The organism is Sphingobacterium sp. UBA5996 (assembly GCF_002429765.1).
GTDB lineage: Bacteria > Bacteroidota > Bacteroidia > Sphingobacteriales > Sphingobacteriaceae > Sphingobacterium.
In genome coordinates this window covers 214,559-237,146 of the sequence record NZ_DJAS01000021.1, presented here as the reverse complement: position 1 = coordinate 237,146, position 22,588 = coordinate 214,559, and the positions used below count along the sequence as shown (strand labels likewise).

At 41.8% G+C, this 22,588-nt stretch carries 17 protein-coding genes; 13 read left to right on the top strand and 4 right to left on the bottom strand.

Features of this window, described 5'->3' with window-relative positions; genetic code table 11:
• The first annotated feature begins 46 nt into the window (after positions 1–46).
• From B3E00_RS15945 to B3E00_RS15920, 6 genes are all read left to right on the top strand, one after another.
• Positions 47–1,360 carry an aspartate kinase gene (locus B3E00_RS15945; RefSeq protein WP_209575668.1) on the top strand — a complete coding sequence of 438 codons (1,314 nt, stop codon included), beginning with the start codon at positions 47–49 and terminating at the stop codon, positions 1,358–1,360.
• A gap of 13 nt (positions 1,361–1,373) precedes the next feature.
• Entirely contained in the window at positions 1,374–2,534 is a 1,161-nt protein-coding gene (gene lysA, locus B3E00_RS15940; protein WP_293888276.1) for a diaminopimelate decarboxylase, read from the top strand.
• A gap of 140 nt (positions 2,535–2,674) precedes the next feature.
• A complete protein-coding gene (locus B3E00_RS15935) occupies positions 2,675–3,427 on the top strand; it encodes a prolipoprotein diacylglyceryl transferase (RefSeq protein ID WP_293939293.1) in 753 nt (250 codons plus the stop codon).
• Positions 3,428–3,432: 5 nt separating this feature from the next.
• Entirely contained in the window at positions 3,433–3,672 is a 240-nt protein-coding gene (locus B3E00_RS15930; protein WP_046675824.1) for a hypothetical protein, read from the top strand.
• Positions 3,673–3,683: 11 nt separating this feature from the next.
• Entirely contained in the window at positions 3,684–5,087 is a 1,404-nt protein-coding gene (locus tag B3E00_RS15925) for a radical SAM protein (RefSeq protein ID WP_293939292.1), read from the top strand.
• 120 nt (positions 5,088–5,207) lie between these two features.
• On the top strand, positions 5,208–7,541 hold the full coding sequence (locus B3E00_RS15920) for a mechanosensitive ion channel domain-containing protein (protein WP_293939290.1): 2,334 nt from the start codon (positions 5,208–5,210) through the stop codon (positions 7,539–7,541).
• 54 nt (positions 7,542–7,595) lie between these two features.
• On the opposite strand, the gene B3E00_RS15915 is transcribed toward B3E00_RS15920, so the two are convergent.
• Positions 7,596–8,429, bottom strand: a complete 834-nt coding sequence (locus B3E00_RS15915; protein WP_293880945.1) for an AraC family transcriptional regulator — start codon at positions 8,427–8,429, stop codon at positions 7,596–7,598.
• A 107-nt stretch (positions 8,430–8,536) separates the two neighbouring features.
• Here B3E00_RS15915 and B3E00_RS15910 point away from each other — a divergent pair, with 107 nt between their 5' ends.
• Entirely contained in the window at positions 8,537–9,451 is a 915-nt protein-coding gene (locus B3E00_RS15910) for an AEC family transporter (RefSeq protein ID WP_293880943.1), read from the top strand.
• A 60-nt stretch (positions 9,452–9,511) separates the two neighbouring features.
• Here B3E00_RS15910 and purL read toward each other — a convergent pair whose 3' ends face one another.
• Positions 9,512–13,243: a phosphoribosylformylglycinamidine synthase gene (purL, locus tag B3E00_RS15905; RefSeq protein WP_293939288.1), complete on the bottom strand. Its 3,732-nt coding sequence runs from the start codon at positions 13,241–13,243 to the stop codon at positions 9,512–9,514.
• A 196-nt stretch (positions 13,244–13,439) separates the two neighbouring features.
• Here purL and pheT point away from each other — a divergent pair, with 196 nt between their 5' ends.
• From pheT to B3E00_RS15880, 5 genes are all read left to right on the top strand, one after another.
• Positions 13,440–15,836, top strand: a complete 2,397-nt coding sequence (gene pheT, locus B3E00_RS15900; RefSeq protein ID WP_293939287.1) for a phenylalanine--tRNA ligase subunit beta — start codon at positions 13,440–13,442, stop codon at positions 15,834–15,836.
• Between the two features lie 40 nt (positions 15,837–15,876).
• Positions 15,877–16,182, top strand: coding sequence for a hypothetical protein (locus B3E00_RS15895; protein ID WP_209575649.1), 306 nt, complete (start codon positions 15,877–15,879; stop codon positions 16,180–16,182).
• Positions 16,183–16,240: 58 nt separating this feature from the next.
• The gene (locus tag B3E00_RS15890; RefSeq protein WP_046675831.1) at positions 16,241–16,531 is read left to right on the top strand and encodes a cell division protein ZapA; all 291 of its coding nucleotides are present in this window, start codon (positions 16,241–16,243) and stop codon (positions 16,529–16,531) included.
• A 365-nt stretch (positions 16,532–16,896) separates the two neighbouring features.
• A complete protein-coding gene (gene rny, locus B3E00_RS15885; RefSeq protein WP_209575647.1) occupies positions 16,897–18,450 on the top strand; it encodes a ribonuclease Y in 1,554 nt (517 codons plus the stop codon).
• A gap of 199 nt (positions 18,451–18,649) precedes the next feature.
• Complete coding sequence (locus B3E00_RS15880) at positions 18,650–19,177, top strand: Mpo1-like protein (protein WP_293939285.1); 528 nt, start codon at positions 18,650–18,652, stop codon at positions 19,175–19,177.
• 139 nt (positions 19,178–19,316) lie between these two features.
• Here B3E00_RS15880 and B3E00_RS15875 read toward each other — a convergent pair whose 3' ends face one another.
• A complete protein-coding gene (locus B3E00_RS15875) occupies positions 19,317–20,642 on the bottom strand; it encodes an ABC transporter permease (protein ID WP_293880919.1) in 1,326 nt (441 codons plus the stop codon).
• Positions 20,635–21,570 carry an ABC transporter ATP-binding protein gene (locus B3E00_RS15870; RefSeq protein ID WP_293939283.1) on the bottom strand — a complete coding sequence of 312 codons (936 nt, stop codon included), beginning with the start codon at positions 21,568–21,570 and terminating at the stop codon, positions 20,635–20,637. Before B3E00_RS15870 ends, B3E00_RS15875 begins: the two co-directional genes overlap by 8 nt.
• Before the next feature lie 373 nt (positions 21,571–21,943).
• On the opposite strand from B3E00_RS15870, the gene yihA reads away from it, so the two are divergent.
• A complete protein-coding gene (yihA, locus tag B3E00_RS15865) occupies positions 21,944–22,585 on the top strand; it encodes a ribosome biogenesis GTP-binding protein YihA/YsxC (RefSeq protein WP_209575637.1) in 642 nt (213 codons plus the stop codon).
• The last annotated feature ends 3 nt before the right edge of the window (positions 22,586–22,588 follow it).

Here is a 22,588-nt window from a genome sequence, read left to right as displayed (position 1 = left end):
AATTGCCTATATTGGCACACAGAAATTTAATAATTGTAACTTCAGTATGAAAGTTTTAAAATTTGGTGGTACTTCCGTGGGGAGTGCAGCACGTATCAAAGGGTTGTTGGATATTGTAAACCCTGCTGAACGTCAGATCGTCGTGTTGTCCGCAGTTGCTGGAACGACAAATGCTTTGGTCGAAATAAGTCAAGCTTACACAGCAGGTAAGAAGGACGAAGCTAAAGATTTGGTCAAGAAGCATAAGGACAAGTACGAAGACCTTATTAAAGAACTTTTCAGCACTGAACAAGGATATAAAAATGGTAAAGAATTGATCGATTACCATTTTAATCTGATTTCTACCCTAGCCAATGAATTATTTACATCAATCGAAGAGAAAGTGATCTTGGCTCAAGGCGAGTTGATGTCTACTGCCTTATGGCATTTCTACCTCAATGAAATCGGTATTAAATCCGTGTTGCTGCCGGCCTTGGATTTTATGAAAATCGACGAGGACAATGAGCCTATGGTCGAGTATATTGGTGAAAAGCTGAGCCACATCCTGGCGCAAAGCCCAGCGAATACGTTATTTATCACACAGGGTTTTATTTGTAGAAACTCGTTCGGCGAAATCGATAATTTGCGCCGTGGTGGGTCGGATTATACCGCATCTTTGATCGGCGCTGCAATCCGTGCTGATGAGGTTCAGATCTGGACAGATATCGATGGTATGCACAACAATGATCCACGTGTCGTGAAAGGTACAACACCGATTGCACACCTGAGCTTTGATGAAGCTGCCGAGCTGGCTTATTTCGGTGCTAAGATTTTACATCCCCAATCGGTATTTCCTGCACAGAAATATAATGTTCCTGTCCGGTTGTTGAATACCATGGAACCGAATGCTAAGGGTACATTGATCAGTAAAGACGGTGCTCAAAAAGGGTGTATCCGTGCCATTGCCGCGAAGGATGGTATCACGGCAATCCATATCCATTCCTCGAGAATGCTCCTTGCTTATGGCTTTTTACGTCGCGTATTTGAAATATTCGAGCGTTACAAAACGCCAATCGATATGATTACGACTTCGGAAGTAGCCGTATCGTTGACCATAGACGATACCACAAACTTGACTGATATTATTAAAGAGGTGGAAGATTTTGGCTCTGTCACCGTGGATGGCGATCAGACCATTGTTTGTGTTGTCGGAGATTTTGGATTGAATAGCCACGGATATGCTGCTCGTGTACTGGATGCTGTTAAACACCTGCCTGTCCGTATGATTTCCTATGGGGGTTCAGACTTTAACGTGTCGATTCTATTGAATTCAGATCATAAAACTGAAGCATTACGTTCACTGCACAATCGTTTATTTTAAGTTTAGGTTTTATATGATAAATACAGATATCGCGGCGAAATTTGCGGAGAACGAAACGCCGTTTTATTATTATGATCTGAATGTGTTGAACAAGACTTTGGAAGCTGCACATGTTGCATCCCACAAACGGGGATTTCACGTTCACTATGCATTAAAAGCCAATTTTAATGATCAGTTATTGAAAGCCATCCAATCGGTCGGCTTTGGAGCGGATTGTGTGAGTGGCAACGAGGTAAAGAAAGCCATTGAATGTGGCTTTGATTCTAAAAAAATTACCTTTGCCGGCGTTGGTAAATCCGATAAGGAAATCAATTATGCACTCGATCAAAATATCTTTGCATTTAATGTGGAATCTATCCAGGAGCTTGAAGTAATCAATGAACTTGCCTCCAACAAAGGTGTGAAGGCCAATGTTGCGTTGCGGATTAATCCTAACGTGGATGCGCACACCCATCATTATATTACCACGGGGCTTGATGAAAACAAATTTGGCGTACCCAATGCGGATTTGGAAAAATGTGCCGCAGTGCTTAAAAGATGCGAATTCATTGAATTGGTAGGCCTGCATTTCCATGTAGGTTCGCAGATTACGGATATGACGGTATTCAAAAGTCTATGTGTGAAGGTCAATGAATGGAAAAACTGGTTTGAGGAACGTGGTACACAAATTCGTGTGTTGAATGTTGGCGGTGGACTGGGGATTGATTATAAAAATCCTGACGGAAATGCAATTCCTGATTTTGAAGCTTATTTTGATATTTTCGATCGCTTCCTGGAGCGTACGCCACAGCAGGAAGTGCATTTTGAGTTGGGGAGAGCTTTGGTCGCGCAGTGTGGAAGCCTCGTTAGCCGCGTGCTATATGTCAAAAACGGTGTAAAGAAAAACTTTTTGGTATTGGATGCGGGAATGACGGAATTAATGCGTCCGGCTTTGTATCAGGCTTATCATAAAATAGAGAATATCAGTGCCGCAAATACGGCTGAGCCTGTGAACTATGACGTTGTTGGACCGATCTGTGAATCGTCCGATTGCTTTGGTAAGGAAGTTCCACTTCCTATTTCAAAACGTGGTGACTTGATCGCCATTCGATCGGCTGGAGCGTATGGAGAGGTGATGGCTTCGCGGTATAACTTACGGGAAGAAATTCGTTTTGTATATAACACGCAGTTATAAACTGCGGTAACAGAAAATTCATTTTAAAGCCAGTCCAAAATAAGGACTGGCTTTTTGGTGTCCATACTGTCGTGTGTGTGTGCAGCGTGCTATTTTGTTCATCATTTTATTGATTGTCTTTTGTATACTTGTTTATGCTAATGACCATCGAATTTCCAGTAACGATTGATCTGTTTGGAAAAACATTTCTCCTACATCCTTTTATGGAAGGGCTGGGCATGTTTATTGGCATGCGCTATTATCAGTTGCTCAAATGGAAGGATCAAGAAAGCCTGGGGCATAGCAATTCACTTCTTATTGTCATCGCAGCAGGAGTAGGGGCGCTCATCGGATCACATCTTATCGGCTCCCTGGAGCGTCCTGACGAATTGCTTAGCGCGAGCAATATATGGGCCTATATCTGGGTAAATAATACCATTATAGGTGGCTTAGCTGGCGGTTTGATTGCAGTTGAAGGGATGAAAAAGCTCATGGGGAAAAAAGAGAGCACGGGCGATCTGATGGTTTTCCCCCTGATTTTGGCCATCGCCATTGGTAGAGTTGGTTGCTTTTATACAGGAGTCTTCGAACAAACCTATGGTCTGCCTACCGAATGCCCATTTGGGATGTATCTCGGTGACGCTTATAAACGTCATCCGGTGGCGCTGTATGAAATTGCATTTCTCCTTCTTTTATTTACAGCGCTCCAATGCTTTAAAACACGCTACAATTATCATAAAGGGGTATTATTTCAGCTTTTTATGCTCAGTTATTTTAGCTTTCGTTTTGTGTTGGATTTTATAAAACCGCGGGCGATTATTCTTTTTGGCCTCAGTACCATACAAATTACGTGCATCGTGGTGATAATTTATTATATTTATTTATTAAAAAGTGAACGTTTCATCAAAAAATAGGAACTATGTATTTGCTTGAAGGATCATTTGGGTCGGAAAGTACCGCAATGTTGGGACTGTTTCTACTTACCATAGGGGCTATTGTGATCGGTATTGCGCTCTTGGTGATTATTATCGGTTCGATTATCAAAGCAGGCAATAAGGAGTCAAAATTCAATGTTAACCCCTGGCTGAAAGTACTTTTGGGTGGAATTGGTGCGATGTTGGCAGGAGGACTTGCCTGTGGTCTGACTTTTATGAACTAGAAATTGTCTTTATGCCCGTTAGAAACTACACCTATTACGACTATACCATCAGTCTCTGTCCAACATGTCTTTCGCGTGTTGGCGCAAAAATCATTATTGAAAATGAGCAGGTGTTCATGACAAAAACCTGTCCCGAGCACGGATTTTTCAAAACGCTGATTGCTACCGATGTGGACTATTATAAAAACATTCGAAATTATAATAAGGCTTCGGAGACTCCTTTAAAATTCGATCATCAGGTTCACTATGGTTGTCCCTATGATTGTGGTCTATGCATCGATCATGAACAGCACAGTTGTCTCTCGATCATCGAGGTGACCGACCGGTGTAATTTGACCTGTCCAACCTGTTATGCAATGTCTTCGCCCCACTATGGGCGGCATCGGTCACTGCAAGAGATTGAGCTGATGTTGGATAAAATCGTCGAAAGTGAAGGTGAACCCGATGTCGTTCAGATCAGCGGCGGCGAACCAACCATTCACCCTGATTTTTTTAAGATTTTAGATATCGCAAAAACGAAACCCATCAAGCATCTGATGCTCAATACGAATGGGATCCGGATTGCCAATGATCCTGGTTTTGCGGAGCAACTCGCCACTTATGCGCCCGAATTTGAAATCTATCTCCAGTTTGATTCTTTTCGCCCATCGGTGCTCGAAAAGTTTCGGGGCAAGGATTTGACAGCTATTCGAAAAAAGGCTATTGACAAATTAAATGCTTTGAATTTGAGTACAACACTGGTGGTGGTGCTGGAGAGAGGGGCTAATGACGATGAAATTGGCGATATATTGGACTTTGCATTGAAGCAGCAATGCGTTAGGGGGGTAACTTTCCAGCCGGTGGAAATTGCGGGTAGAAATGCGACCGATGCGCACCATCATAAAATGACGCTTACTGAAGTACGCCAAGAAATACTGAATCAGTGTTCATTGTTGGATCCTCATGATATTATCCCTGTACCCTGTAATCCAGATGCGTTGGCTATGGGCTATATCTTGAAGATAGGAGATGAACGGATACCGTTAACCCGACATATTGATCCCGCTTTGCTGTTGAATAATCAATCCCGCAACACCATTGTCTATGAGCAGGACAAGGGGGTACAGATGCAGTTGCTGGATATTTTCAGTACGGGAATTTCCGTAGACAGCGTCAAACCAAAAGTTAATCAGCTGCTTTGCTGTCTGCCGGAGGTTTGTGCTCCCGACCTCGACTACGACAACCTTTTTCGCATCATCATCATGAATTTTATGGATGCTTACGACTTTGACGTTCGCGCTGCCAAAAAGTCCTGTGTGCATATTGTCAATAAAGATTTGAAGATAATTCCATTTGAAACAATGAATTTATTTTATCGTGATGATAAATTGAAGCGTCTGGAAGAACTTAAATTATCGGACGCTATTCGATTTTAGTGTTATATAAGCTATTTTTGTCGAAAAAAGGAGCGCCGGTCCTTTTCTGGATTTTTTAGCTGGTTGGGGGGCTCTCGGCTTGTAGATCGGAGCGGAAAAAAGGGTAATAAAATAAGCAGTATGAAATTGGGGATTTTTAAGCATTTAGTTTTTGTTTTCAGCCTTTTGGCTTGCCAGTTGCAGGTCTCTGCGCAAGATTCAGTTCAAGTAAGGAGAATTTTGAGCATTGATCGGACGTCGCATGCCAACCTGAATAGACGGGCCAGTTCCGATTCAACCCGTGTCGGAAACGATTCTTTGCGGAATGACCTGAAGAAGGTTAATCTGACTTTTTTATCCAACATCCGCACATCGTCGCTAGCCGAATTTGTTGCGCAATTGAATGAAAAGTCCAACGCTTATTTGGGCACGAATGCGGGATCAGCGAAAGATAGTATTGCTGCAATAAAAAATAGTATTCAGGAAGAGATCCGACAGCTTAAGTCCATTAAAGGGAGTATCAGTAATTATTCAAACAGCCTCAACGCTACGCAAGATCAAATCAGAAACCTGATCAGCCAATACGATATCAATGCCAACAACCATAGCCGTGCATACCAGTACCTCGATAACGCGCAGGTTAAACTTGAGGCTAAGATGGACTCCCTAGAGCTGATCAATCGGACCATCGATGAACTGATCGTCAAGAATCAGCGGCATTTGGTTCGGTTAGACGACGTACATGCGTTAAAAAGCGATAGTAAGAAGGTAGATACCGTAGCAGGTAAGCGTTCAATCTGGAAAGCCAATACGACAGCAATTTCAAAGGATGTGCTACTGAATAATATCCGTACAAATTACAGTAACAATAAATCGATCGACAAATACGTCAATCGGACGGACTGGGCAAGCCGTATCCTGCTCATTATACTGGGCTTGGGATATTGCTATTGGATAGCACGGGTGTCCTATATTCTAAGACAACATGATCCTGAACATCAACTTGCTATTGACGCTATTGTCGGGAAGACAATCATTTTTCTACTGACTTTATTGCCTTTTGTAAACTTCTTTACGCCGAGTTTTATTTTGCAGGCTTCCCAGTTGATCATCATGTTGATCTTTATGTTTTTACTAAGACATCGTATGACGGGGGTGCAGCGTAAAATAGCCATTATTCTCATTGTATTCTATGTACTTGATATTTTTGTCAATATAATCGTAAGTGACGATCTCTTCCCGAGGATCATTTGCATTGTTTTTAATCTGATTGCCCTTGGGCTCGTCAGTTATACAAAACGACGCATAAAAAATGCGCAAAGTCCGGGATACATCAGCAATTTTATCTATGTCATTTTCGCTATTTTAAATATTACGGCAATAACATTGAATGTCATTGGTCATGTCGAGCACTCTCGGAGTTTCAGTATAGCGTGTGCCGTCGGTTTGGTGCAGTCGTTTACATTGCAATACTTCGCAGACATGATTAAGGCTGATGTGCGTAATCAGTTTAAAAAAGATCGCCTCACGTTGGGGTTCTGGATGCGGTTCAATGAGCAGCGCACATTGGGGATCATCACCCAGTTTCTTCGGGTCGTTTGTATACTTTTAGCAATCATCGTGCTGGCCAATAATCTGCAGTTTATTGAAACATTACTGGCCGTTAGTGAAGTCTTTTTTGGTAAAGTGCGCAGTATTGGTAGCATATCGTTCACACTGGGTAATCTTGTTGTGGCTATCTTACTGCTTTTGGTGGCGCAGTGGTTCCAAAAAAATATCAGTTTAATCGTACTTGGAGGCGAAGACGGCCAACTTAGCCAGGCCTATAATCAGAAGATGACGCTATTTCCGCTATTTCGGTTGGCAATTATTCTGATTGGTTTTTTTATGGCGGTTTCTGCATTGGGCATGAGTTTGGATAAACTGACCGTTGTGATTGGAGCGCTGAGTGTTGGTATCGGTCTGGGGTTGCAGAATATCATCAATAATTTTGTGTCAGGTATTATTTTGGTTTTCGACAAGCCGTTTCGGGTGGGGGATCAAATTGAGCTTGCCGATAAAAAAGGACGTGTTAAAGAAATCGGTATACGTGCCAGCGTTTTAAAAACGGGCGATGGGGCTGATGTTATTATTCCAAATGGTGATTTGCTTTCAGGAAGGGTTGTCAACTGGACGTTATCCCAAGAATACAGCAAGACAAGTTTTGTCCTCCACATCGATCGGAAAGCAGATTTGGATCAAGCTAAACAGTGGATTAAGGACGCGATGGAAAGTAGCGCCCATTTTATCAAAGATAGAGATAGCGGCATCAGTATACAGGATATCAGTGAAGAGATGATTTATCTCAGCGTGTCCGGCTGGGTAAACTTTGCGGCCAATACCTCAGCCTTTAAAAATGATGTATTACTTATATTATACAAAAAGTTTGAAGCAGAGGGTTTGAAGTTCTACAGTGTCATGCCGCCCAAAAGCTAATCCAATCCATTGATTTTCTATTGACGGATGTATTTAATCGTGTGCTGTATAGGCTTACAATTTAATCAGCTGCGTTCGGTAGTATAACGGACTGAATCCTTTGGCACGTTTGTAGAAATGTGAAAGATGGCTCTCGTCTGTAAATCCGAGTTCTGCAGCAATTTGCTTCAGTGTGTAAGCCTTGGATTTCAGTCGATTTTCGATGAGTTCGATCCGGTAGGTATTGATATATGACCTTAAGCTCGTGCCAAAGTTTTTCTTAAAATAGATACCAAAATAGGATGGAGCGATATTGAATTTCTGAGCCAGGATACTGACTTTGAGTTTTTCGGGTGAAAAGATATAGCGATGGATGTAGGCCGAAATTGATCGATCAATATATAATTCAGGCTGCTGGGGCAAACGCTGTGCCTCCGATATCTCTTTATAAAGCCCAAATATGGCAACGAGTTGGTCAAATAGCCAGTCAGCATGCTGATTGATGGCCATATCAGCATATAGTCGGACAGCTTCCAGCACATGGGAAAAAATCAGACGATAATTTTCGCCAATATTCAATTTGCGCTCCTTGAGGCCTTTATCGTTCATCAGCTCCATGATCCAGGAATAGAGCTTTTGGTTCCGTTTGTTCTGCAGGAAATAACCGTCTGTAAACAAAATAAATAAGAAATGTGTCTTTTTCTCAATTTTAAAATAATGCATGTCTGCTGGACTAATCAAGAAGATATCGCCACGTTCATAATTCAGTTCAAATTTGTTAATCACATGCGTTCCTCTACCCGAACGAATATAAACGAGCTCATAATAATTCTGCTGATGCGGTGGCAGGTGAAAGCTATCCTCAACAAATTCACTGATCCGTAGCGGTTCAAACTGTTTTTTACGCATTACTTTTCGGTTTGTACATCCCTAAATATACATAAAAATAATGTATTTATACATGTTTTTGCCTGTTGTACTATTGCACCTTTGTGTCGGATAAAACGGTATAAAACATGGTCAATTTTATAATGATTGCATTTTGCATCGCGGCCGGCATGTTGTTGCGGAGAACAAATTTAATTCATTCCGAAGCACATAAGGGCATCAATACCTGGATTCTTTATTTTGCACTGCCAGCAGTATCTTTTAAATATATTCCAAAGATCGTATGGTCTTCACAATTGCTGTTTCCTGTATTTTCGGCCATACTCGTTTGGGCAGGTAGCTGGTTATTTATGGAGGTATACTGTAAACGTAAAAATTATAAGCAACGTTCGCGCAGCAGTTTGGAATTGGCGGCGGGATATAGTAACACTTCTTTTATCGGTTTCCCGCTGATTATTGCTTATTTTGGTGAGGCACACTTACCCATAGCGATTATTTGCGACCAAACGACCTTTATTCTGCTCTCCACAGCAGGAATTATCAATGCGCTGAAAGCGAATGTACATGAGGGCGAGACAATTGATGTGAAATTTATGCTGCGAAAGCTGCTTAGCTTTCCACCTTTAATCGGTTGCACTGCCGCCTTACTGCTATCTCAATTTGTTGATCTGTCCGTTGCCGAGCCTTTTTTCGATAAGCTCGTTGCCACAGTGGGACCTTTGGCACTATTCTCTATTGGGTTGCAGCTTAAGTTTGATGGCTGGAAGCAGCAGGCCTCGCAAATTAGCACAGCAATGATCTATAAACTGATTTTAGCACCCCTGCTTGTCTGTATATTTGCTTTATTGTTGGGTGTAAAGGGTTCCATTGCAAGGATCAGCATTTTTGAAGCAGCCATGCCAACTTTGGTAACTTCAGGTATTATTGCCGAGCAATATCATTTAAATACGAAACTGGTCAACCTGGTCATTGGCTTTAGTATCGTCGCCGGATTGCTGACCACCTTATGCTGGGATTTTGCCATTCGGATATTGTTTCCCTAATTGACAAGGTGAATAAAAAGAAAAAACTCCTTCATGTATGGAAGGAGTTTTTTCTTTTTACTATTTGCTATGTGTGTCAATCCATTGGCGCGCATTGACAAATGCTTCAATCCAAGGAGAAACTTCATCTTGGCGTCCTTTGGGGTAATTTGCCCAATGCCATTGGAAAATCGAGCGTTCGATATGTGGCATAGTAGCCAAGTGGCGACCGGTTTTATCACAGATCATTGCGGTATTATAATCTGAACCATTTGGGTTGTGCGGATAGTGTTCATATCCATATTTTGCGACAATATTGTATTGGTCTTCAGCATATGGAAGGTTGAATTTTCCCTCACCATGTGAGATCCAGACACCCAAAGTACTTCCGGCTAACGTCGATAACATCACAGAATTGTTCTCTTGCACTTTTACGGAAACGAAGTTTGACTCATGTTTTCCTGAGGTGTTGTGCAGCATTTTTCCATGTACTTCGTGCTCAGGATTGATCATTTCGAGTTCCATAAATAATTGGCAACCGTTGCATATACCAACAGAGAGCGTGTCTGGGCGAGCAAAGAAATCTGTTAGCGCTTTTTTCGCTTTCTCATTGTAGAGGAAGGCTCCGGCCCAGCCTTTTGCTGATCCAAGTACATCGGAGTTAGAGAAACCACCTACTGCACCGATAAACTGTATATCCTCCAATGTCTCCCGTCCAGTTATCAAATCTGTCATGTGGACATCCTTCACGTCAAAGCCGGCCAAAAACATGGCATTAGCCATTTCACGTTCTGAATTCGAACCTTTTTCACGAAGAATGGCAGCTTTTGGACGTACCTTAGTACTGTCGATCACTGGTTTCTTACCATTGAATTGGCTTGGAAAAGAAAAAGTTAAAGGCTGGTTTTTATAGTTGTCAAAGCGTTGTTGTGCCGTTCCATTTTTAGATTGCTTTGAATCCAAAAGGAATGATGTCGTAAACCATACATCACGGGTCGCTGCGACATCAAAGCTAAAAGAAGCCTCTTGATTTTTAACTGTTACCGTATTTCCTTCGATCACCTGGCCAATTTTTACAGCATCAACACCTGCATCCTGCATACTGGCTTCGAAGGCCGCATCGTCTTTCGCTTGCAATACCAGTGCGATATTTTCATTAAAAAACGCTTTTACGGTATCCGATTCATTTAACGCCGAAAGGTCATAGTTGGCAGCAAGGTTGGTGTCAGCAAAGGTCATTTCCAATAAGGTGGTAATCAAGCCACCCGATCCGACGTCGTGACCAGCTTCGATCTGTCCTTCTTGAATTAATTGCTGTATGGTATTAAAAGCTGTTTTAAAATAAGCAGGATTCTGAATGGTCGGTACTTCAGTACCTAATTTATTGATGATTTGCGCAAATGACGAACCGCCTAATTTGAACTGATCTTTTGATAAGTTGATGTAATAGATCGATCCAGCCGTTTTGTTCAGTACAGGTTCAACCACTTTGGTGATATCCGTACAATTTCCGGCGGCAGAAATGATCAATGTGCCTGGAGCAATGACGTTTTCGCCGTTTGGATATTTTTGCTTCATGGACAAGGAATCTTTTCCCGTCGGGATATTAATTCCCAATGCGATGGCAAATTCCGAGCAGGCTTTAACAGCTTGGTATAAGCGGGCGTCTTCACCTTCATTATTGGCTGCCCACATCCAGTTGGCCGATAGGGAGATTCCTGCGAGGCCATTTTTGATCGGAGCAAATACGATGTTGGAAAGCGATTCGGCAATAGCCGTTCGGCTTGCCGCAGCGGGATCCACTAAGGCAGCAATAGGGGAGTGACCTATTGTTGTCGCAATACCTTCTTTACCTTTATAGTCAAGTGCCATCACTCCGACGTTGTTCAACGGCAATTGCAATGGACCAGCACATTGTTGTTTGGCAACACGGCCTCCAACACAACGGTCTACTTTATTGGTTAACCAATCTTTGGAAGCAACAGCTTCCAATTGCAATACTTGGTTTAAGTAGCTTGGAATGTTGGCTGCATCATAAGCAAGGTCAGCGTAGTTACGAACTACGGTTTTATCGCGCATAAAAGTTTTTGGCGATGAGCCAAAGAAATCTTCGAGCGCATAATCCATTGGTTTTTCACCCGTACTTTTTGATTCGAAAGTAAAGCGGTGGTCGCCAGTAACATCACCTACGGTGTACATTGGTGCACGTTCGCGATCGGCAACACGTTTTAAGGTGTCAATATCATCTTTAGCGATCACAAGCCCCATACGTTCTTGCGATTCATTACCGATAATTTCTTTTGCAGATAGTGTCGGGTCGCCTACAGGAAGTGCATCCAGATCAATTAAACCGCCGGTCTCTTCAACAAGTTCAGAAAGGCAGTTTAAGTGGCCACCTGCACCATGATCGTGGATAGAGACAATGGGGTTATGATCAGACTCCACTAATCCACGAACAGCATTCGCTGCACGTTTTTGCATTTCGGGATTGGAACGCTGAATGGCATTAAGCTCAATTCCAGAACCAAATACCCCTGTGTCTGCAGAAGATACAGCAGCTCCACCCATTCCGATGCGGTAATTTTCACCACCCAGGATAACGACTTTATCACCGGTTTTCGGTGTATGTTTTTTCGCTTGATCCAGTTTTCCATAGCCAACTCCGCCGGCCTGCATAATGACTTTGTCGTAACCAAGTTTACGGCCATCCTCTTCATGCTCGAAGGTCAATACAGAACCCGTAATTAGGGGCTGACCAAACTTATTACCGAAGTCAGAAGCACCATTGGATGCTTTGATCAGGATGTCAACTGGGGTTTGGTACAACCATTGACGCTCTTGCATCGCATTTTCCCATGGACGCGTCTTGTTGAGTTCTTCTGCTGGCGCAGTTAAAGTTCCTGCCTGAAGATCCAATTTATTTTGTTCCAATCGCGAATAAGCAGTCATGTATACGGCTGTACCCGCCAATGGAATTGCACCTTGGCCGCCCGCCATACGATCCCGTATTTCGCCACCCGATCCTGTTGCTGCACCAGAAAATGGCTCTACTGTAGTTGGGAAATTATGCGTTTCAGCTTTAACAGATAAAACCGAATCAAAAGGTTTTTCTTCGTAAAAATCAGGTTTGTCGGCAGATTTAGGGGCAAATTGTGTCACACGTGGACCTTTAACAAAAGCAACGTTATCTTTATACGCCGAAACAATCTCGTTGGGATTGGTCTCAGACGTCTTTTTGATCATTTTAAACAGGGAATTCGGTTGTTCTTCGCCATCAATGATAAAGGTGCCATTGAAAATCTTATGTCTACAGTGTTCTGAATTGGCTTGTGAAAAGGCGAATACTTCAGAATCTGTGAGCAAGCGACCTAACTTGGCCGAAAGTTGATTAAGGTAATCAACCTCTTCTGCATTGAGCGCTAGTCCTTCAGCTTTATTGTAGGCATCGATGTCTTCGATTTCCACTATCGGTTCTGGCGAGATGTTAACAGTATACATATCCTGCGTCAGCATGCTGAATTTTTGGGAAATCATTGGATCGAAGTCATTGAAATCTTCTGACACCGGCTGAAATTCTTCAATGCGAACAATGCCGTCAATACCCATGTTCTGTGTGATTTCTACAGCATTGGTACTCCAAGGAGTAACCATCGCAGCACGGGGTCCTACAAAGTAATGGTTAAGGTTTTGGTCGTCTAGTTTTTTGGCGTTGCCGAATAGCCAGTTGAGTTTAGTAATGTCTTCTTGTGATAAAGAGTTTACGCTTTGAACACCATATATAGTGTTCGATGGGTTCTCAAAGAAATGAATCATTATAAATGTTTGTTTTGAACGTTCTTCAAATTAAAGCACAAAGTTACATATTATTTTGGTGGAAATGATTGAATTTTGATTAAAAAATAGGTGTATATTTCCCCTGTTACGTCGGGTTATAAATTCGTTTAACGGTAAATTGACGTTGGATATAAACGCAAATTTATCTAAGTTTGTGGATCAAATCAAATTCGAGATGAATATTTCATATAATTGGTTAAAACAACATGTTAATATAGATTCAACTCCGGAAGAACTCTCTTTAATCTTGACAAATACAGGATTGGAAGTAGAGGCTTTGGACGTTGTACAGAGTATCCCCGGTGGATTAGATGGCTTGGTGGTTGGTGAAGTGAAAACTTGTGAACAGCATCCTAACGCAGATAAATTGCGCGTAACTACGGTTGATGTCGGTGGGCCGGACTTGTTGCACATTGTGTGTGGCGCTCCAAACTGCCGTACAGGCTTGAAAGTTATTGTTGCGACGGTAGGTACTACGTGTCATCCATTGACAGGGGAGCCTTTTAAAATAACTAAATCCAAAATTCGTGGCGAAGTTTCCGAAGGTATGTTGTGCGGGGAAGATGAAATTGGTTTAGGTACATCCCATGCAGGAATTGTGGAGTTGCCGGCTGAAGTGGCTGTAGGAACTTTGGTGAAAGAACACTTCAATGTTCAGGATGATTACCGTTACGAAATTGGTTTAACACCAAATCGTGCAGACGCAGCTTCGCATTTGGGGGTTGCCAGGGACATTGCTGCACATTTCCGTACGCAAGTTTTAAAGGCAGATGTTTCTGCATTCGAGGCCGGAGAGGCTGAGGGAACGACAGTCGTCGTGGCAGATGCGCAGGCCTGCCCGCGTTACAGCGGTATTAATATTACTGGTGTTCGCGTTGGCGAATCTCCAGATTGGTTGAAAGAGAAATTAAACGTGATCGGTGTACGTCCGATCAATACTATCGTCGACGTAACGAATTATATCCTGCACGACTTAGGGCAGCCACTTCACGCTTTTGATGCCGATAAAATTGCAGGGAATAAAGTTCTTGTTCGCCAGGCGACGGAAGGTGAAAAATTTGTTACGCTTGACGGTGTTGAACGGATCTTATCTGCTGAGGATTTAGTGATCGCGGATACGGAAAAACCGATGTGTATTGCCGGTGTTTTTGGCGGCGCATATTCGGGTGTGAGTGCAGAAACAACGACTATATTTTTGGAGTCTGCATATTTCAATGCTGTTTCTGTACGGAAGACCGCTAAAAGGCATGGCCTAAAGACAGATTCGTCGTTCCGTTTCGAACGCGGTACTGATCCGAATATTACGGTTGAGGCGTTGAAACGTGCGGCATTATTGATTCAGGAAATCGCGGGTGGAACAATTTCATCGACGCTCAAAGATGAGTACCCCGTCGAGATCAAACCGTTTTCGTTCCACGTCAGCTATGCAAACGTGATTCGTTTGATCGGACAGGAGATTCCAACGCAAGAAATTAAATCCATTATTGTTGCACTTGGCATTGAGGTAGCTGCTGAAACGGAAGAGGGCCTTGATGTGCTGGTACCTGCTTATCGTGTTGACGTAACACGTGAAGTGGATGTTGTCGAAGAGGTATTACGGATTTATGGCTATAATAATATTGCGTTGAAGTCGCAAATTAAGGCCTCTTTGAATACGGTTGAAAAGCCGGATAAGGAAGTTGTCTTAAATCAATTGGCCGATCTGCTCATCGCCAATGGATTTCGTGAGATCCTATCTAATTCATTGACGAAGCTAGATTATGTTGATGATAGCGATACAGCGGTTAAGTTGTATAATCCATTGAGTTCGGATTTGGACACGATGCGTCAAAATATGGTTTTTTCGATGTTGAATGCGATTGAATATAACCAGAAGCGCAGAAATTTTGATCTAAAATTCTTTGAGTTCGGTAAGACCTATGCATTGGATAGTGAAGGTTATAAAGAAACACAGCACCTTGTTTTTGCGATGGCAGGCAAAAATGAGCCAGAGCAATGGAATAGCAAGAAAGATGCGGTCAATTTCTATCATCTCAAAGCAGCCGTAGATACCCTTGTCAAACGGCTGAAAATAGAAGGTGTTCAAATACAAGATACATCGAGTGCGCATTTTGCGTATGGCTTAAACTATATGAAAGGCCAGAAATGTCTGGTTTCTTTTGGTGCGGTAGCCCAGCGCGATTTGAAAAAAGCCGATGTAGAGGGGCAGGTGTTCTTTGCTGACTTTGATTGGGATGTTTTAATGAAAATAATCCGTAAAAATAGTATTCAATATAAGGAAGTTTCTAAATTCCCTGCTGTACGTCGAGATTTGTCACTTTTGATTGATGAGAATGTGAGTTTTGATAAGCTACAATTTGTTGCTCAGAAGACCGAACGCAAGCTTTTAAAGCATGTAAATGTGTTTGATGTGTATAAAGGTGACAAAATTCCGGAAGGGAAAAAGTCTTATGCTCTGAGCTTTATCTTACAGGATGAAGAAAAAACACTCAATGATAAGCAAATTGATGCGATAGTTCAAAAATTAATTGTTAATTTTGAGAAGGAACTAGGCGCGGAAGTGCGTGGTTAATGCGAGATACAACATTAATTGGTAATATTCAATTTATAATATGGCAACATTGTCTTCACAAATGAATCTGATCGTTGAGAAAACGAAAAATTTAATTCAATTGTGCGAAGTCTTGCAAGAAGAAAATGATTTGCTTAAATTAGAGGTACAATCTTTAAAAGTAGCTTTCGATGCGAGCAACGATAAGAGCAAGCAGTTGGAAGAGAAGGTTAAAGCACTGGCAGTGGCCCGTACTTTAGATTCAGAAACGGATAAAGATGCAATTAATGAAAAAATACTTGACACAAAACAAAAAATTAACGATTTTGTGCGGGAAATAGACAAGTGTATTAGTTTGCTGAAGTAGTAAGGATACGTGAAGTCGGATTCATTCAAACGAATACAACGTTAAAAAGCTCAAAGAAATGGGAGAGATTTCCATAAAAATAAATATCGCAGATCGTGTTTACCCGCTTCGTGTGGAGAGCGCGGAAGAGGAAGTAATTCGACATGCTGCGAAATTGATAAATGAAAAAGTAAAGGAATTGCAGGAAAACTATACTGTGCGAGATAAGCAGGATTTGTTGTCCATGTGTGTATTGCAATTTGCGACGCGTATGCTCAATGCCGAACGACAGTCACAAAATCACGAAGTGGGTTTGGAAAATTCAGTACAGGAACTTGATCAGTTGTTGACGGATTTCTTTAAAAAATAAATTTACGTTCTTTATATTTAGAGCTTAAACGACGAATTTGCCGCAATTAAATTCGGGTTGTCACTATTTTAAACTTAACGCTTCAATATTACAGGCGCAAAAAGATATAGGCCATTTTGCGAAAGCCATCTGGGTCACAATCTAAGCCTAATTATGTAATCTCGAAGTTTAATAATACATGATACCTGTTTAAATTTAATTGCGGTTTTTTTTTGTCATGAAATCCTCCGGAGCGCATGGAGCTCGTAGTCTATTGGCTACATCGACCTTACGGATTGAAAAGGGCAATTGACGATTTTAGGGGAATTGAAACACAAATTAGGATATAATTAATAAAAACAAATAAATAATACAATTATACATACATGGACATCGCAATTTATAGCATAATTTCTCTGATTGTTGGTGTTGTTATAGGTCGTTATCTATTGGTTCTGTTGTTTAAAAAACAAGAACAGGAAGCCAAAGATAAGGTAAATAGCATACTGAAAGATGCAGAGCAGGAAGGGGAACTCATCAAAAAGAAACGCCTGTTGGAGGCTAAAGAGAAGTTCCTTCAATTAAAATCTGAACATGAAAAGGAAGTCAACCAACGTAACAATGCCATCAACCAAAAGGAAAATACGTTGAGACAAAAAGAGCAGTCAATTAACCAAAAACTGGAAAACATCAACCGCGATAAGCAAGAGGTGGATACAAAGAAAAAGCAATTGGATAAGTTGGTTGAGTTGAATGAAAAGAAATCCGAAGAAGTAGAGTCCTTAAAATTACAACAGATTAAGCAACTGGAGAGCATCGCTGGCGTAACTGCCGACGAAGCAAGAAATCAATTGGTAGATTCTTTACGTGAAGAAGCACGTTCACAAGCAATGATTCAAATCAAGGATATAGTGGATGAGGCAAAACTGACGGCGACAAAAGAGGCTAAAAAGGTTGTAATCCAAACGATCCAACGGACCGCTACTGAATCGGCAATCGAAAATACCGTTTCAATTTTCAATATCGAAAACGACGAAATCAAAGGCCGTATTATTGGTCGCGAGGGGCGTAATATTCGTGCGCTGGAAGCTGCAACAGGAGTTGAAATCATCGTAGATGATACCCCCGAAGCCATTATCCTCTCTGGTTTTGATCCGGTACGCCGCGAAATTGCGCGTCTGGCTTTACACCGTTTGGTAACCGACGGTCGTATTCACCCAGCCCGAATTGAAGAAGTGGTCGCAAAAACACGGACACAAATTGAAGATGAGATCGTCGAAATTGGCGAACGTACAGCGATTGATTTGGGAATACATGGTTTGCACCCCGAATTGATCCGTATGGTAGGACGTATGCGTTACCGTTCGTCTTACGGACAGAATCTTTTACAACACTCTCGTGAAGTGGCTAATTTTGCGGCAACAATGGCTGCAGAGCTTGGACTGAATGTTAAGCACGCAAAGCGCGCAGGTTTACTACATGATATCGGTAAAGTGCCTGATGATAATCCTGAGTTGCCACACGCTATTTTGGGGATGCAACTTGCTGAGAAATACAAAGAACATCCTGATGTATGTAATGCCATCGGCGCTCACCACGATGAGATCGAAATGACCGCCTTAATATCTCCGATTGTTCAGGCCTGTGATGCGATTTCTGGGGCACGTCCGGGTGCACGCCGCGAGGTGGTAGAAAGCTATATTAAGCGGCTGAAAGAGCTGGAAGATCTGGCGCTATCTTACCCTGGTGTTGAAAAAACTTTTGCGATACAAGCTGGACGTGAGCTTCGTGTGATCGTGGAAAGTGAGAGAGTATCTGATGCGCAATCGGAAATATTGGCCGCGGATATTTCCAACCGTATCCAAACGGAAATGACTTATCCGGGACAAATTAAAGTAACTGTTATCCGCGAGACGAGATCGGTGTCTTACGCAAAATAGACAGTTCAAGCTCAACACGAATAAAAAAGCTCCAATCAGCAGATTGGAGCTTTTTTATGATCCGAAAAATTCAATTAAATCTGCTCCGTTATGAGGTTGTAGTTCACGAAGGTGCTTCATGACTTACGGCAGACCTAAAAATAGCGAATATTATTAGTGAAAAGGGTAAGGCATGCACAATATTTGTTAAATTTGCCGAATGAAACAAAAGAAGAAAGTGCAAGAACCCGAACCTTTACGCCCCGTAGACAAGTATTTTGCGGAGCTGGATGCTAATTTTCAGGATCCAACTAACCGTCTGATTCAGGCCATCTTTTTACCGTTATTATTTTTTGGTATCATGGGTGCGATCTGGATCATTCCATTTCCGCAATTTGAATTTCTGGTAAAACTCAATTGGCATACTTTTTTAAACTGGGGCTCTTTCTTCATTGCTATTGTCATTTATTATTATTTAAAGCTGTCGGCAACCTTATCTTATGCGATATTATTCTCCATTGGGGGTATGAGCTACTTTATCGTACAATTGGAGCATGTGCAGCGGGATGGTGGGCCAGCGGTCATTTGGGTGTGTCTTGGCATCGCACTAATTTCTATTATAGCCTTATTTCTCGGAAAGGGGAAGGAGAAAAGGGATATAACCGGGCAGCAGTTTCTCCAATTTCTATTGGTTGGACCGATTTGGCTTTGGCATTTTGTATTTAAAAAATTGAAATTAAGATACTAGTTGAACGATCCTGAGGTGCTGATCTTGCGCAATAGGATTAAAACCTAATGCGCCAAAGCCCAAAAAAGCCANNTGGCTTTTTTGGGCTTTGGCGATGTCTGTATCGCATTTATCGCGATGTAGCTGCTGCTGTCCGCAGCTAACTTTTGTAATTAAACCATTTGATAATTTCCTTTAGATTTGCCTTCTTACCATAGATCAGGATGCCTACGCGGTAGATCCGTGCAGCAACCCAGGTGACCAATAGAAAGGTTACTATGAGGAGCGCCAATGAAGTGAGGATCTGCCACAAAGGGACACCGAAAGGTATGCGTACCAGCATGGCAATAGGTGAGGTGAACGGAATAAAGCTCAACCACGTTGCAATTGGACCATTGGGGTCATTGATAATAACGCCGAAAGAAAGGATGTAGGTTAATAACAACGGCATGGTAATGGGCATGGAGAATTGATTGGCTTCGGTTTCATTATCGACAGCAGAACCGGCGGCTGCGAAAATTGCACTGTACAATAGATAACCAGCGATAAAAAATAGAAAGAAGAAAATGATAACTTCGGTAAAGTTGAAGCTTTGTATTGAACTAAGGATAGCAGCTGATCCATTTTGCGCCATTGCTTTTGATACCGTGCTCATGTTACCTCCACCAGGCTGGCTCGCTGCTACTTCCTGCATGTCATGAGGATTGACGAATAAGATCGTTGCAGTAATAAATAGGCCACCTGTAAGCAACAGCCACATGACAAATTGTGTCAGGCCAACCATACCGATCCCGACAATTTTGCCCATCATGAGCTGAAAGGGTTTGACAGAGGAAATAATAACTTCGATGATGCGACTGCTTTTCTCTTCGATAATGCCCCGCATTACCTGCGCTCCATATAGAAATAATGATAGATAGACTAAGATGGCCAAAGCAACGCCCAGCCCCATTGCGATGGCGGTATTGCTGTTCTTTTCTTCACCGTCGGCTGTTATTTCTTTGGCATCAATGGCCACTTTGGGTTTAATCGATTGGATGATAGTTAGGTCGATACCCTTGGCTTTGTACTCCTTTTCGCGGATGATTTCTTCTAGTTGCTCAGTAATAATCTCCTGTGTGACAAAACTGGTCTTTCCGCTCGTAATAAGCTCCGCTTTTTGGCTGGATAAAATGTCTTTGGGAATATAAAGAATCGACTGTTTTGCTTCACTTTTGGCAAGCTGTGCTTTTTGTGCTTGGAGACCTAGTGTGCTAACTGTATAACTTACATTTTTATTACTTTGGAGTTTGCTTGCAAAGTCGCCTTGCTCATCTAAGACAAAGACTTCGGTATGCGAATCTTTAAAGCTCTTTTTGGTGAGATAAAACATGCCTGCATATAGGGCGAAGAAAAACAGTGGCACGGCAAAGGTCATGACAATAAAGGATTTTTTCTTGACTCTAGACAGGTACTCTCTTTGGATAATAAGTAATATTTTATGCATGACTGTTGGCTATAGGTGAGGCTTGTGTAACTTTTTGAATGAAAATATCGGCCATGGAGGGGACGATTTCTATCAGTTGATTGAGCTGTATTTGCGGTATTAAATGCATTAAGACTTCATTGATATGGATATTGTTATTTAGCTGAATTGTAGTGATGTATGTTTTATCTATCATTTTTGTCTCGATGACTTCAAACTGGGTGTTATGGGATAGAAGAAAATTATCTTCGGTTGTTGTATATTCTAGTTTATAGGTTTGATTACGGTATTCTTTTTTAATGGCTTGTACAGCACCATCCAATATTTTCTTTGATCGGTTGATCAGCGCAATATTATCACAGAGTTCTTCAACGGTTTCCATTCGGTGGGTAGAGAAGATGATGGTTGCACCTTCTTGATTCAAACGGAGAATCTGCTCTTTTATGATATTGGCATTGACAGGGTCGAATCCCGAAAAGGGTTCATCCAGGATGATCAATTGCGGTTGATGAATGACTGTAGCAACAAATTGTACTTTTTGCTGCATTCCCTTACTAAGGTCTTCTATTTTTTTGTCCCACCAGGATGTGATGTCTAAGCGTTCGCACCAATCTTGAATGCGCTGTAGTGCTTCTTTCTTGGAAAGCCCTTTCAGCTGTGCCAAATACAGCATTTGATCGCCAATTTTCATTTTTTTGTATAACCCGCGCTCTTCTGGTAAATAGCCGATTTGAGCAATGTGCTTAGGTCCTAAAATCTCGCCATTAAACAAGATTTCGCCAGAATCGGGGGCTGTAATTTGGTTGATAATACGGATTAGGGACGTTTTTCCGGCACCGTTCGGCCCTAGTAATCCAAAAATTTTCCCCTTGGGAATTTGAATGGAAACATCGTCCAATGCCCGGTGATTGGCGTAATCTTTAGTAACATGATTGATTTCGAGTAACATCTATTGAAGGTTTAATTTTAATTTTTATGTTGAGTTTGTTAAAGCTATTCTATCGCTCAATGACTGCTGTCTATTGATAGGTTAGTATCATTTACCAGTGAATTGTTACAGCACCGCTGAAAAATTTGTTTTGAGTGCTATTTCAATCGTACTGTTGCAACGGCTTCTGGTATTGGTATGATGGCAAATATTCTACCAACGATAGGGCAGCTTCAGCGCTGGCGTACTCATTTTGACAGTTGCTAGAATGGAAAGTTAGAAATAATTGCGCACATTTTGATCCTCATCTTATAAAATGGGACATAAAGCTTTTTTATGGAATAGAAGCTGCACAAATCTTGTCAAAGGGATTGATTTAACGTACCTTTGCTCCATGGAAGTGAAAAAAGCCGAATTCGTGTGTAGTAACACGAGAGTTGACAAATTACCAGCACCAACTTTGCCGGAGTATGCTTTTATCGGACGTTCGAATGTCGGTAAATCATCATTGATTAATGCGATGACCAACAAAAAAGGACTTGCCAAAACCTCTCAAAAGCCAGGTAAGACCCAGTTGATCAATCATTTTATCATCGACGACACGTGGTATCTGGTGGATTTGCCAGGATATGGTTTTGCCAAAGCCTCAAAGACAAGTCGTAATGAATGGGAAAAGTTCATCCGCAGATACCTTACTCACCGGGATAATTTGCAATGCGTTTTCGTGTTGGTGGATAGCCGGCTTGAACCACAAAAGATCGACCTGGATTTCTGCTATTGGCTCGGAGAATGCGGGTTGCCTTTTATGTTGGTTTTTACAAAAGCCGACAAGCAATCGGCTGTCAAATCTGATGCTAATGTTGCGAAGTTTAAAAAATCATTGCTACAATGGTTTGAAGAGGTACCACAGATTTTCCTTACCTCGGCGGAAAAGAAAATGGGGCATGAGCCTATTTTGGATACTATTGCTGAAGTTAACAGCCGATTTGTTCGCCCTGAGCTGGATGGAAACGAACAGTTTCAGCCTAGATTTTAAGTT

Excerpts from the sequence above, each read along its gene's own strand:
- B3E00_RS15945 (WP_209575668.1), top strand. The coding sequence starts at position 47 with ATGAAAGTTTTAAAATTTGGTGGTACTTCCGTGGGGAGTGCAGCACGT.
- lysA (WP_293888276.1), top strand. The coding sequence starts at position 1,374 with ATGATAAATACAGATATCGCGGCGAAATTTGCGGAGAACGAAACGCCG.
- B3E00_RS15935 (WP_293939293.1), top strand. The coding sequence starts at position 2,675 with ATGACCATCGAATTTCCAGTAACGATTGATCTGTTTGGAAAAACATTT.
- B3E00_RS15930 (WP_046675824.1), top strand. The coding sequence starts at position 3,433 with ATGTATTTGCTTGAAGGATCATTTGGGTCGGAAAGTACCGCAATGTTG.
- B3E00_RS15925 (WP_293939292.1), top strand. The coding sequence starts at position 3,684 with ATGCCCGTTAGAAACTACACCTATTACGACTATACCATCAGTCTCTGT.
- B3E00_RS15920 (WP_293939290.1), top strand. The coding sequence starts at position 5,208 with ATGAAATTGGGGATTTTTAAGCATTTAGTTTTTGTTTTCAGCCTTTTG.
- B3E00_RS15915 (WP_293880945.1), bottom strand. The coding sequence starts at position 8,429 with ATGCGTAAAAAACAGTTTGAACCGCTACGGATCAGTGAATTTGTTGAG.
- B3E00_RS15910 (WP_293880943.1), top strand. The coding sequence starts at position 8,537 with ATGGTCAATTTTATAATGATTGCATTTTGCATCGCGGCCGGCATGTTG.
- purL (WP_293939288.1), bottom strand. The coding sequence starts at position 13,243 with ATGATTCATTTCTTTGAGAACCCATCGAACACTATATATGGTGTTCAA.
- pheT (WP_293939287.1), top strand. The coding sequence starts at position 13,440 with ATGAATATTTCATATAATTGGTTAAAACAACATGTTAATATAGATTCA.
- B3E00_RS15895 (WP_209575649.1), top strand. The coding sequence starts at position 15,877 with ATGGCAACATTGTCTTCACAAATGAATCTGATCGTTGAGAAAACGAAA.
- B3E00_RS15890 (WP_046675831.1), top strand. The coding sequence starts at position 16,241 with ATGGGAGAGATTTCCATAAAAATAAATATCGCAGATCGTGTTTACCCG.
- rny (WP_209575647.1), top strand. The coding sequence starts at position 16,897 with ATGGACATCGCAATTTATAGCATAATTTCTCTGATTGTTGGTGTTGTT.
- B3E00_RS15880 (WP_293939285.1), top strand. The coding sequence starts at position 18,650 with ATGAAACAAAAGAAGAAAGTGCAAGAACCCGAACCTTTACGCCCCGTA.
- B3E00_RS15875 (WP_293880919.1), bottom strand. The coding sequence starts at position 20,642 with ATGCATAAAATATTACTTATTATCCAAAGAGAGTACCTGTCTAGAGTC.
- B3E00_RS15870 (WP_293939283.1), bottom strand. The coding sequence starts at position 21,570 with ATGTTACTCGAAATCAATCATGTTACTAAAGATTACGCCAATCACCGG.
- yihA (WP_209575637.1), top strand. The coding sequence starts at position 21,944 with ATGGAAGTGAAAAAAGCCGAATTCGTGTGTAGTAACACGAGAGTTGAC.